General features: G+C 72.5%; 12 protein-coding genes. 5 read left to right on the plus strand and 7 right to left on the minus strand.

What is annotated here, in order from left to right; all coding sequences use genetic code 11:
- The 5 genes from KBX39_RS09930 to ftsY form a co-directional block, all read right to left on the minus strand.
- Positions 1–1,581 (minus strand): [protein-PII] uridylyltransferase (locus KBX39_RS09930; RefSeq protein ID WP_210870134.1); only part of this gene is annotated, 1,581 nt, incomplete at its 3' end.
- A gap of 17 nt (positions 1,582–1,598) precedes the next feature.
- Entirely contained in the window at positions 1,599–1,937 is a 339-nt protein-coding gene (locus KBX39_RS09935) for a P-II family nitrogen regulator (RefSeq protein ID WP_174537509.1), read from the minus strand.
- 25 nt (positions 1,938–1,962) lie between these two features.
- Positions 1,963–3,318: an ammonium transporter gene (locus tag KBX39_RS09940; RefSeq protein ID WP_043325925.1), complete on the minus strand. Its 1,356-nt coding sequence runs from the start codon at positions 3,316–3,318 to the stop codon at positions 1,963–1,965.
- A gap of 167 nt (positions 3,319–3,485) precedes the next feature.
- Positions 3,486–4,349, minus strand: a complete 864-nt coding sequence (locus KBX39_RS09945) for an aminoglycoside phosphotransferase family protein (protein ID WP_174537508.1) — start codon at positions 4,347–4,349, stop codon at positions 3,486–3,488.
- Complete coding sequence (gene ftsY / locus KBX39_RS09950) at positions 4,346–5,518, minus strand: signal recognition particle-docking protein FtsY (protein WP_210870136.1); 1,173 nt, start codon at positions 5,516–5,518, stop codon at positions 4,346–4,348. The genes KBX39_RS09945 and ftsY overlap by 4 nt, the downstream gene beginning before the upstream one ends.
- 142 nt (positions 5,519–5,660) lie before the next feature.
- Here ftsY and KBX39_RS09955 point away from each other — a divergent pair, with 142 nt between their 5' ends.
- The 5 genes from KBX39_RS09955 to KBX39_RS09975 all read left to right on the plus strand — a co-directional run bounded on the left by KBX39_RS09955 (position 5,661) and on the right by KBX39_RS09975 (position 10,593).
- Positions 5,661–7,373, plus strand: coding sequence for an alkaline phosphatase D family protein (locus KBX39_RS09955; RefSeq protein WP_210870138.1), 1,713 nt, complete (start codon positions 5,661–5,663; stop codon positions 7,371–7,373).
- Between the two features lie 13 nt (positions 7,374–7,386).
- Positions 7,387–7,812 (plus strand): MarR family winged helix-turn-helix transcriptional regulator, encoded by a 426-nt coding sequence (locus tag KBX39_RS09960; protein WP_043325928.1) that lies wholly within the window; start codon positions 7,387–7,389, stop codon positions 7,810–7,812.
- A 110-nt stretch (positions 7,813–7,922) separates the two neighbouring features.
- Complete coding sequence (locus KBX39_RS09965) at positions 7,923–9,512, plus strand: MDR family MFS transporter (protein ID WP_210870140.1); 1,590 nt, start codon at positions 7,923–7,925, stop codon at positions 9,510–9,512.
- Between the two features lie 2 nt (positions 9,513–9,514).
- Positions 9,515–10,003 (plus strand): universal stress protein, encoded by a 489-nt coding sequence (locus KBX39_RS09970; RefSeq protein WP_043325931.1) that lies wholly within the window; start codon positions 9,515–9,517, stop codon positions 10,001–10,003.
- Positions 10,004–10,065: 62 nt separating this feature from the next.
- A complete protein-coding gene (locus tag KBX39_RS09975) occupies positions 10,066–10,593 on the plus strand; it encodes a DinB family protein (protein ID WP_064447034.1) in 528 nt (175 codons plus the stop codon).
- Positions 10,594–10,599: 6 nt separating this feature from the next.
- Here the strand turns inward: KBX39_RS09975 and KBX39_RS09980 are convergent, their stop codons facing one another.
- Together KBX39_RS09980 and KBX39_RS09985 are read right to left on the minus strand one after the other, a co-directional pair.
- Positions 10,600–11,217: an HAD-IA family hydrolase gene (locus KBX39_RS09980; RefSeq protein ID WP_043325934.1), complete on the minus strand. Its 618-nt coding sequence runs from the start codon at positions 11,215–11,217 to the stop codon at positions 10,600–10,602.
- The coding region (locus tag KBX39_RS09985; RefSeq protein WP_210870142.1) for an AAA family ATPase at positions 11,214–12,132 on the minus strand (919 nt) is incomplete at its 5' end. The genes KBX39_RS09980 and KBX39_RS09985, both read right to left, overlap by 4 nt.

Here is a 12,132-nt window from a genome sequence, read left to right on the forward strand (position 1 = left end):
GCGTACCAGGGCGTGCAGCAGTTCCAGCGTGGCGGTGTCGCCGACCCGCTCGGCGACACCGGCGACTGTCTTCGGGTCGGACAGGTCGCGGCGGGTGGCCACGTCGGGTAGCAGCAGATGCAGCCGGACCAGCGTGCCGATCAGCTCCGCCTCGGCTGGTGGCAGCCCGACCCGGGTGGCCACCGCCTCGGCCAGCGGCGCGCCGACGGTCGAGTGGTCTCCTTCCAGCCCTTTGCCGATGTCGTGCAGGAACGCGCCGAGCAGCAGCAGGTCGGGGCGTTCCACGTCGCGGGTGTGCCGGCTCGCCTCGTACGCGGTCTGCACCAGGTGCCGGTCGAGCGTGAACCGGTGCACCGGGTTGTGCTGGGGCAGGCTGCGCATCCGGGTCCACTCGGGCAGCCAGCGGTCGATCAGCCCGTACCGGTCGCAGGTCTCCCAGGCGGGCACCAGGCCGGGACCGGCGCCGAGCAGCGTGATCAGCGCGGCCCGTGCCGCCGGCGGCCAGGGCGCGGGCAGCGGCGGACAGTACGCGGCCAGCCACTCGCAGGTGGCCCGCGCGATAGGCAGCCGGGTGGTGGCGGCCGCGGCGGCCACCCGGAGCGACAGGCTGGGGTCGGGGCGGGCCCCGATGGCGGTACGGGCGAGCACCAGTTCCCCGTCCTGCTCGACCACGTCCCGCGCGACCGGGCGGCGCAGCGGCCGGCCGGGGGCGGCCCGGTGGCGGCCGGAGCGGAGCCGGTCGGCGGCCCGCCAGGCGTCGTCCAGGGCGTGGCTGACGGTGCGGGCGTCGCCGGCCACGAGCCGCAGCAGCGCGTCGCCGTCCTCGGCGCCGAGCAGCCGCGCCACGCCGTCGCGTTCCTGGGCGACCAGGCGGTCGACCCGGCGGCCCACCTGCTGGTGCAGCGCGTCGCGGGTGTCCAGCAGCCGCCGGTGCGCCGCGTACACGGCCGGGCGGAGCGCGTCGGTGACCCCGGCGGTGGCGATGGCGCGCAGGATCCCCACGTCGCGCAGCCCGCCGGCCGCCTCCTTGAGGTCGCCTTCGAGCAGGAACGCCAGTTCGCCGTGCGCCTCCCAGCGCGCGGCGGTGATCTCGCGCAGGCCGGGGAGCTGGCGGATCGCGGTCCGCCGCCAGTGGTCGGTGGCGGTACGCGCGAGCTGGTCGGTGAGCGCCGGGTCGCCGGCCACGTGCCGGGCGTCGAGCAGGCCGAGGGCGACCTTGACGTCGTCCTGGGCCACCGACAGCGCCTCGGCGACGGTGCGTACCGAGTGGTCGAGCCGCAGTCCGGCGTCCCAGATCGGGTACCAGAGCGACGCGGCCAGCTCGTCGATGCCGGGCACCCCGGCGTGCAGCAGCACCAGGTCGAGGTCGCCGTAGGGGGCGCACTGGCGGCGGCCCAGTCCGCCCACCGCGACGAGCGCCACCCCGTCCCGGTCCGGGAAGGCCCGGCGCAGCCAGGCGTCGAGCGCCTCGGCCCGCGCGTTCCGGGCCGGCTCACCGATGCCCCCGGGTACGCCGACGACCTCGTTGACCACGGGCACGCCGTCCCCGGTGGGGGTGGCAGCCGTGGTCAACGAGGTCACGTCGGCAGGTCCGGCCGTCAGAGGGCGTCGAGCCCGCGCTCGCCGGTACGCACCCGGACGACCTCTTCGACGCCGGTCACCCAGACCTTGCCGTCGCCGATCTTGCCGGTCCGGGCGGCGCCGACGATCGCGTCCACGATCTTGTCGACGTCGATCTCGTCGGTGAGTACCTCGACCCGGATCTTGGGCAGGAACTCGACCGTGTACTCGGCACCCCGGTAGACCTCGGTGTGCCCCTTCTGCCGGCCGTAGCCCTGGACCTCGCTGACCGTCAGCCCCGCCACGCCGAGGGCGTGCAGAGCCTCCTTCACCGCGTCCAGCTGGTACGGCTTGATGACCGCGGTCACCAGCTTCATGTCCAACCCCTCCATCCCAGGAACGTTAACCGGCGACCTTCTCGCTGACCGGCGCGGACTCGTCCGACTCGGCGGCGGGCTCCGCGCCGGGCTTGCCGGCTCCGATCCCGGCCATCGCGAACGCGCCACCGCCGCTGCCCGTGGTGGGCGACAGGTCGTAGCCGCTCTCCGCGTGCTCGGCGATGTCGATGCCGTCGACCTCGGCCTCGGCGGAGACCCGGAGGCCGATCGTCTTGTCGATCACGAAGCCGAGAGCGTAGGCGACGACGAAGGAGTAGACGCTGACGATCAGCGCGCTGATCGCCTGCTTGCCGAGCAGGCTGGCGTCGCCGCCGACGAACAGGCCGTCGGTCTCCACCAGCGAGCTCACCGAGGCGGTGCCGAACAGGCCGATCCAGAGGCAGCCGATCCAGCCGCCGACGAAGTGCACGCCGACCACGTCGAGGGAGTCGTCGTAGCCGAGCCGGTACTTCAGACCGACCGCGAGGGCGCAGACCGCGCCGGCCACCACGCCCAGCAGCACCGCTGCGGCCGGGGTGATGAACGCACAGGCCGGGGTGATGGCGACCAGACCGGCGATGGCGCCGGACGAGGCGCCGACCAGGGTCGGCTTGCCGTCACGCACCCACTCCACCACGATCCAGCCGAGCAGCGCCGCGGCGGTGGCGACCTGGGTGTTGATGAACGCCAGCGCGGTGACCCCGTCGGCGGTCAGCTCGGAGCCGGCGTTGAAGCCGAACCAGCCGAACCACAGCAGCGCGGCGCCGAGGGCGACCATCGGGACGTTGTGCGGCTTCATGCTCTCGCGCGGCCAGCCGACCCGCTTGCCGAGCACGAGCACCAGCGCGAGCGCCGCGGCGCCGGCGTTGATGTGCACGGCGGTACCACCGGCGAAGTCCAGCGCGCCGATGTCGCCGCCGATCAGCCCGCCGCCCCAGACCATGTGGGCGACCGGGAAGTAGACCAGGGTCGCCCAGCCGAACGCGAACAGCAGCCAGCCGGCGAACTTCACCCGGTCGGAGAGCGCGCCGCTGATCAGCGCCACGGTGATGACCGCGAACATCATCTGGAAGGCGATGAAGACGTAGATCGGGATTCCGGTCTCGCCCCACAGGTCGTTCTCGCCGACGAACGTCTTGGTGCCCAGGTACTGACCGAGGTCACCCCAGAACTTGCCGCCCTCGCCGAAGGCGACGGTGAAGCCGTAGAAAAGCCACAGGATGCTGACGAGCCCGATGGACGAGAAGCTCATCATCATCATGTTCAGAACGCCCTTGGACCGGTTCAGGCCGCCGTAGAACAGCGCGAGACCGGGGGTCATGAGCAGCACGAGGGCAGTCGAGACAAGCAACCAGGCAGTGTTCCCGGTGTCGATCTCCACGCTGCCTCCTCTCGTTGTCGTATTCCTCCCTCCGACTGAAGACCTGGCAGCATCGCCCGTCAGCCGGTTGCGCGGAAGCTTTGTCGCCGGCTGTTTCCTTCAGCGACACCCCGCGATTTCCGACACGTGACGGGTTGTTTCCGGCGTGTGAAGAACGCCGATCTTGCTCAGCGGAGCGCGTACTCCAACTGGTGCCGCTCGTAGTCGAGCAGCCGCAGGTCGCGCATGGGGCGACGCAGGTGGCCCTTGTGGACGATCCGGACGAAGGCCGGCTCACCGGCGGCGGCCATCCGCCGGATGCCCTCGACGTGGTCGACGATGCGCTTGCGGATGGTGCGGATGAGCCGGTGCCGGTCGCGCGGGATCAGCCCGTACGCGTCGGCGAACAGGCGCAGCCGGCGCGGCCGGTCGGGGCGCTTCCAGCCCAGCGTCACCGAGTCGCGGTCGGAGAAGATCGGCACCCAGGTCCAGGCCGCGTACGCCACGTCGTAGATGCGGGCGCCGGGCGAGGCGAGGTCGAAGTCGATCAGCCCGAGCGTGCCGTCCGGGCGCCAGATCACGTTGTGCGGCGCGGCGTCGTGGTGACAGATCACCTCGGTGTCCGGCGGGGGCGGCCCGAACGAGCGCCAGACCGCGCCGGGCGGCGGGGTGAAGCCGTACTGCGCGTCGTGGAACATCCGCAGCATGGTGGCCACCGTGACCAGGGCCTCGTCGGTGACCCAGTGCGGGGCCAGCGGGTACTCCCCGCACTCCCCCTCCAGGTACGACAGGACCTCGCGGTTGCGCTCGTCCATGCCGAGCGCGCGGGGCGCGCCGGTGAAGCCGACGTATTCCAGGTGGCGCAACAGCGCGTGCACGGAGGGCGTCCACGGGCCGGCGTTGCGCCGGACCGTGTCTCCGACACGGACCACTGTGCTCACGTTCCCGCCGTGCAGCGGGATCTCCTGCGAAGTCACGTACGGTCTCCCGAGGCGTGGCGACGGGTGGCTGGGGTCGCGCCACCCCGCGTAGGCGCGATCGTCAGTCGTCACGCGAGCGGCTCGGTGCCGAGCAGCGCGTCGACGAACTGGGCCGGGTCGAACGGGGCCAGGTCGTCCTTGCCCTCGCCGAGGCCGACCAGCTTGACCGGGATGCCGAGCTTGCGCTGCACGGAGATCACGATGCCCCCCTTGGCCGTCCCGTCGAGCTTGGTCAGCACCACGCCCGTCACGTTGACCACCTCGGTGAAGACCCGCGCCTGCTCCAGCCCGTTCTGGCCGGTGGTGGCGTCGAGGATCAGCAGCGTCTCGTCGATCGGGCCGTGCTTCTCCACGACGCGCTTGACCTTGCCCAGCTCGTCCATCAGGCCGATCTTGTTCTGCAGCCGGCCGGCGGTGTCGATGAGCACGGTGTCCACGCCGGTGTCGATGCCGCGCTTGACGGCGTCGAACGCGACGCTGGCCGGGTCGGCGGCCTCGGGCCCGCGGACCGTCTCGGCGCCCACCCGGCCGCCCCAGGTCTCCAGCTGGTCGGCGGCGGCGGCCCGGAACGTGTCGGCCGCGCCGAGCAGCACGCTGCGGCCGTCCGCGACCAGCACCCGGGCGATCTTGCCGCAGGTGGTGGTCTTGCCGGCGCCGTTCACGCCGACCACCAGCACGACCGCCGGGACGCCCTCCTTCGGGGCGGTCCGCAGCGAGCGGTCCAGGCTCGGGTCGAGCGCGTTCACCAGCTCGGCGGCGAGCAGCGCGCGCAGCTCCTCCCCGGTGCGGGTGCCGAGCACCCGGGTCCGCTCGCGCAGCCGGTCGACGATCTCCCGGGTGGAGTCGATGCCGACGTCCGCGGTGATCAGGCTGTCCTCGATCTCCTCCCAGGTGTCCTCGTCCAGCCGGTCGCGGCTGAGCAGGCCGAGCAGGCCCTTGCCGAAGACGTTCTGCGAGCGAGACAGCCGGGAGCGCAGCCGGACCAGCCGGCCGGCGGTCGGCTCCGGCACCTCGACCGGGGGCGCCTCCACCGGGGGCGCCTCGACCACCACGCCGGTGGTGAGGTCCGCCTCCGGGGCCTCGACCGGCGGGCCGGCCAGATCCTCCTCGGCCCGGGTGTCGACCTCCGTGCGCGGCAGCGGAGGCTCCGGCCGCCGGCGCAGCCGGGGCACCACGAGGCTCAGGCCGCCGATGATCAGCACGCCGAGCAGGGCGAGAGCGACGAGGAGGTATTCCGTCATGCCCGAAATCCTGTCAGATGCCGGCGACGGCGTCCCACTCACCGCCTCGGCACGCGAACAACCTGCGGGTACGCTCACACCGGAAGGCGTACCGCCGGCCGGGTAGGGAACAGCCGAAACGATCTTGTCGGAGGTGGATGTCGTGCCCGGTTCCCGCCTGCTCATCGGCCCGTTGCTGCGCCGGGTCGTCGACACGCGGGCGACCGTCTGGGTGGAGACCAGCTCGCCCGCCGTGGTCACCGTCCGCACGGCCGACGGCGCCACCGGCGGCGCGCCCACCTTCTCCGCGTACGACCACCACTACGCGATCGTGGTGGTGACCGGGCTCACCCCGGACAGCGCCACCACCTACGAGGTGCTGATCGACGACGAGGTGGCGTGGCCGCTGCCGGACTCGTCGTTCCCGCCCAGCGTGATCCGGACCCGCGCGCTCGACGACGCCGACCAGCCGGTGCGGCTGCTGTTCGGCTCCTGCCGGGAGACCACCCAGCACTCCACCGCGCGCAAGCTGCCGCCGGACGCGCTCGACGCGTACGCCCGGCGGGTGATGGCCGCGCCCGAGCAGGCCGTGCTGCCCGACCTGCTGGTGCTGCTCGGCGACCAGGTGTACGCGGACGAGACCTCGCCGACCGTGCGGCGGCTGCTCAAGCGCCGCCGCAAGCGGCCGAAGGACGCCCCGGCGACGCAGGTGGTGAGCTTCGACGAGTACACGAAGCTCTACCTGGAGTCGTGGCGTGACCCGGAGATCCGCTGGCTGCTCTCCACCGTGCCGAGTGTGATGATCTTCGACGACCACGAGGTGATCGACGACTGGAACACCTCGCAGTCGTGGCGCGCGGACATGCGCGAGCAGCCGTGGTGGGCCGAACGGATCCGCAGCGGCCTCGCCTCCTACTGGGTCTACCAGCACCTGGGCAACCTGAGCCCGGACGAGATCGCCGCCGACCCGGTGTACGCGAAGGTCATCGCCGCCGAGGACGCCACCGGCGTGCTGCACGAGTTCGGCGAGCGGGTCGACAAGGAGGCCGACCTGGCGCACGACACCGAGCGCTGGCGGGCCGTGCAGTACCAGTGGAGCTACGCGCTGGACCTGGGCCGCACCCGCCTGGTGATGCTGGACAACCGGTCCAGCCGGGTGCTCCTGCCGGGCAGCCGGGCGATGCTGCCGCCGGGCGAGTGGTCGTGGTTCCTCGACCAGGCGCACGGCGAGTACGACCACCTGGTGGTGGGCAGCTCGCTGCCGTGGCTGCTGCCACCGGGCATCCACCACGTCGAGGCGTGGAACGAGCGCCTGGCCGACTCCGGCCGGCCCTGGGTGGCCCGGATCTCCGAGCAGATCCGCCGGGCCCTGGACCTGGAGCACTGGGCGGCGTTCCGGCGCTCGTTCGAGGCGCTGGGCGAGCTGTTCGCGCGGCTGGGCAGCGGCACCGCGCCGCGCACCGGTGCGCGGGTGGGCGCCGGGCCGGCGTACGCCCGACCGGCGTCGATCAGCGTGCTCTCCGGGGACGTGCACCACTCGTACGTGGCGCGGGCCCGGTTCGCCGACCGTGACGTCCGCACGCCGGTGCACCAGCTCACCTGTTCACCGATCCACAACCAGGTGCCCGCCGGCATGCGCCCGCTGATGACGCTGGGCTGGAATCCCGGCCCGGCCGGGGCGACCCGGGCGCTGGCCCGTTCGGCCGGGGTACGCCGCCCGCCGGTGCGCTGGCGGAAGCTGGCCGGGCCCTACTTCGGCAACGCCGTGGCCACGCTCACCCACCGGGGCCGTGAGGCCGCCGTGGTGATCGAGGGCACGACCAGCGACGGCGAGCTGCGCCCGGTGGCGCAACAGCAACTCAGCGACGGGGACTGAGTACCCTCTGAGCGTGGACGAGACGCTGCGCGCCGTGGAGCACGAGTTGACCGCGTTGCTGCGCAGGGGCCGGGCGCTGTCCTGGGAGATCGCCCGCGAGGTCCACCCGAACCTGGAGCCCAACGCGTACGGCCTGCTGCTCTGGCTGCGGCGGTCGGGGTCGATCCGGCTCACCGACCTGGCCGTCAAGCTGGGCATCGGCAAGGGCACGCTGAGCCGGCAGATCGGCGGGCTGGAGGCGCTGGGCCTGGTACGCCGCGACCCGGACCCCACCGACCGCCGGGCGGCCCAGCTGAGCCTGACCGAGGAGGGCACCCGGCGGTTCGACGCGGCCCGCGCGGCCCGACTCGGACAGATCAGGCGTTCGCTGGAGAGCTGGCCGAAAGAGGACGTGGCGGACCTCGCCCGGCTGATGCACCGCTTCAACGAGTCGTTCTGATCTTCCGGCGAGGGGGAACAAACCCGACCCCGCAAGAGTTGTTGCTCAAGGCAACGGCTTCTACGGTTGCCCAAGGCAACCTTTCTCCCCCGTTCCGGAGGCAATCCACGATGACCCAGGCGACTGCGCCCGCGCGGGCGACCGCCGTCGACATGTCCCACCGCCAGATCCTGGAGGCGCTCTCCGGCCTGCTGCTGGGCATGTTCGTCGCGATCCTCTCCTCCACGGTCGTCTCCAACGCGCTGCCGCGGATCATCACGGACCTGCGCGGCGGCCAGTCCGCGTACACCTGGGTGGTCACCTCGACGCTGCTGGCGACCACCGCGACCACGCCCATCTGGGGCAAGCTGTCCGACCTGTTCAGCAAGAAGCTGCTGGTCCAGATCTCCCTGGTGGTCTTCGTGCTGGGCTCGGTGCTCGCCGGGCAGGCCCAGACCACCGGCGAGCTGATCGCCTGCCGGGTGGTGCAGGGCGTCGGCGCGGGCGGCCTCACCGCCCTCGCCCAGGTGATCATGGCGACGATGATCGCCCCGCGCGAGCGCGGCCGGTACAGCGGTTACCTCGGCGCAGTGATGGCAGTCGGCACCATCGGCGGCCCGCTGATCGGCGGCGTGATCGTGGACACCTCCTGGCTCGGCTGGCGCTGGTGCTTCTACGTCGGCGTGCCGTTCGCCGTACTCGCCCTGATCGTGCTCCAGCGGACGCTGCGCCTGCCGGTGGTCAAGCGCGACGTGAAGATCGACTGGTGGGGCGCCGCCCTCATCACCGCCGCCGTCTCGCTGCTGCTGGTCTGGATCACCCTGGCCGGCGACAAGTACGACTGGATCTCCTGGACCAGCGGCGCCATGGTGGCCGGCGCGGCGCTGCTCGGCGTGCTCGCCGCCCGGGTCGAGAAGCGGGCCGCTGACCCGATGATCCCGCCGCGGCTGTTCCGCAACCGCACCATCACGCTCGCCGTGATCGCCAGCATCGCCGTCGGCGTCGGCATGTTCGGCGCCTCGGTGTTCCTCGGGCAGTACTTCCAGATCAGCCGCGGCGCCAGCCCCACCATGTCCGGCCTGATGACGCTGCCCATGATCGGCGGCCTGCTGGTCTCCTCGACGGTGGTCGGCCGGATCATCACCAGCACCGGCCGCTGGAAGAGCTGGCTGGTCATCGGCTCGGTGCTGCTCACCGCCGGCTTCGCGCTGATGGGCACCATGCGGGCCGACACGCCGTACTGGCGCCTGGCCGTGTTCATGGCGCTGATCGGTCTCGGCGTCGGCATGAGCATGCAGAACCTGGTGCTCGCCGTGCAGAACACGGTCCGCCCGGACGAACTCGGCGCGGCCAGCTCGGTGGTGTCCTTCTTCCGCAGCCTCGGCGGCGCGATCGGCGTGAGCGCGCTCGGCGCGATCCTCGGGCACCGGGTCACCGGCTACCTGGCCGACGGGCTGAGCCGCCTCGGCGTCCCGGCCTCCGGCTCGGGTGGCGGCGGCCTGCCCGACGTGCACACGCTGCCCGGGCCGATCCGGGACGTGGTCGAGGCCGCGTACGGGCACGCCGCCGGTGACATCTTCCTGGCCGCCGCCCCGTTCGGGCTGCTCGCCCTGATCGCGGTGGTCCTCATCCGGGAGGTCCCGCTGCGCCGCTCCAACGCCGAGCCGGTCCCCGCCGGGCCCGAGAAGGCCGCGGCGATCCCGGCCGGAACGCGGGACTGACCATGGACGCCGCGGAACGTGAACGGTACGGCCCGCGGACCCGGCCGTCGCCCTACGAGCGGGGTACGGACGGGCCGCGGGTGGTGCTCGTCGGCGTGGACGGCAGCCGCACCTCGATGCGTGCCGCCGCGTACGCCGCCGGACTGGCCCGGCGGCAGGGCGCCACGCTGGTGGCGGTGTTCGTCAGCTCGCCGGCCTCGTACAGCGCGATGCTCTCCGGCGTGGTGGCCGGCGCGGTCCAGCAGACCCACGACGAGCTGGCCGCCGAACTGCGCGCGGAGTGCCGGCGCGGGGCCGAGGAACTGGACCTGCCGGTGACGTTCCTGTGCCGGCGCGGCGACGCCTACACCGAGCTGTGCCGGGCCGCCGACGAGCACCGCGCCGACATGGTGGTGGTCGGCTCGTCCGAGCAGGCCGGGCACAAGCTGGTCGGCTCGGTCGCCACCCGGCTGGTCCGTACCGGCCGGTGGCCCGTCGTCGTGGTGCCCTGAAAGGAAGGGCCCCCTGTTAACGCCTCGCGTTGTGCAGGGGGCCCCTCTTAACATCTGCGCCCATGACCTGGACCGTGCCTGAGATCGACCGCCGCCACGAGCCCTACGTCGCCGACGAGCGCACCATGCTCGAAGGCTGGCTCGACCACCATCGCGACACCCTGGTGCACAAGTGCGCCGGACTCACCGCCGAGCAACTGCGTACCCGCAGTGTCGAGCCCTCCGGGCTGACGCTGCTCGGCCTGGTCCGGCACATGGCCGACGTGGAGCGGTGGTGGTTCCGCATCCGCGCCGCCGGCCAGGACGTGCCGACGCTCTACGACTACAGCGTGGACCCGGACGCCGACCACAACGACGTCGCCGACGCCGACCCGGCCGAGGCGTTCGCCACGCTGCGCGCGGAGATCGAGGCGGCCCGGGAGGCGGTCGCCGGCCTGCCGCTGGAGCACACCTTCCGCCATCGCCGGGGCGACACCGTCAACGACGTCAGCCTCCGCTGGGTGTACGTCCACATGATCGAGGAGTACGCCCGGCACAACGGCCACGCCGACCTGATCCGGGAACGCATCGACGGCGTCACCGGCGCCTGAGCCGGATCAGTACGCCAGCGCCGCCCGCAGGTAGCGCAGGTCGGCCGGGCCGCTCCAGCGGTGGGCGGACAGCCCGGCCACCCGGGCACCGGCCACCGAGCGGTCCTCGTCGTCGACGAACAGCACCCGCCCCGGTGGCGTCTCCAGCGCCTCGCAGGCGGCCTGGAAGTACTCCTTCGCCGGCTTGTGCACGCCGACGACAGAGGAGTTGACGATCACGTCCAGCTCGTCGGTCAGGTCAAGCGCGGCCAGGTCGGCGTCGAGCAGGTCGGTGGCGTTCGTGCCCAGACCCACCCGGATGCCAGCGGCCCGCACCTCGCGGACGAACGCCAGCACCTCCGGGTCCACCTCGCCGCGGTAGCTCTGCCACTCCTGGACCGCCGCACGGGCCCGGTCCGCGCCGACCGCGGGGGTCAGCGCGTCGGCCACGCTCACCATCCACTGGGCGTGGCTGACCTGGCCGGTCAGCACCGGCTGGAGTAGACCCCAGGACATCGCGATCTCACCGAGGACGCCCTCGGTCAGCCCGTACTCCCGCTCGACGCCGGCGGCCACCGCCGGATCCCAGCGGCGCAGTACGCCGTCGAAGTCCACCAGGAGCGCCGTGGCGCGTTCCCGACTCACTCGCTCGTCACCTGTTCCTCGTCGTCGGCCCGGTTGAGCCGCTGGCTGATCACCTGGGTCACACCGGCGCGCATGGTCACGCCGTACAGCGCGTCGGCGATCTCCATGGTCCGCTTCTGGTGCGTGATCACGATCAGCTGGCTCTTCTCCCGCAACTGTGCCAGCAGCGTGATCAGGCGGCCCAGGTTCACGTCGTCGAGCGCCGCCTCCACCTCGTCCATGATGTAGAACGGGCTGGGCCGGGCGCGGAAGATCGCCACGAGCATCGCCACGGCGGTCAGCGACCGCTCCCCGCCGGAGAGCAGCGACAGCCGCTTGATCTTCTTGCCCGGCGGCCGGGCCTCGACCTCGACGCCGGTGGTGAGCAGGTCCTCCGGGTCGGTGAGCACGAGCCGGCCCTCGCCGCCGGGGAACAGCACCGTGAAGACCTGCTCGAACTCCCGCGCGGTGTCTTCGAACGCGCTGGCGAAGACCTCCAGGATCCGGTCGTCCACGTCCTTGACCACGGTGAGCAGGTCACGCCGGGTGGCCTTGAGGTCCTCCAGCTGCTCGGAGAGGAACTTGAAGCGCTCCTCCAGCGCGGCGAACTCCTCCAGCGCGAGCGGGTTCACCTTGCCCAGCAGGGCCAGTTCCCGTTCCGCCTTGGCGGCCCGCTTCTCCTGCACCGGCCGCTCGTAGCGGACCGGCTCCGGCACTGGCCGCCCGTCCTTCTCGGCCAGCGCCACGTCCGCGTCGGTGGGCGGCACCAGCCGGTCCGGGCCGTACTCGGCGACGAGCGTCGCCACGTCCAGGCCGAAGTCCTCGGCCGCCTTGGCCTCCAGCTGCTCGATGCGCATCCGCTGCTCGGCGCGGGCCACCTCGTCGCGGTGCACCTGGCTGGTGAGCCGTTCCAGCTCGGCGGCGAGGCGCTTGGCC

Source organism: Micromonospora sp. D75, from assembly GCF_018070405.1.
Taxonomy (GTDB): Bacteria; Actinomycetota; Actinomycetes; order Mycobacteriales; family Micromonosporaceae; genus Micromonospora; species Micromonospora chalcea.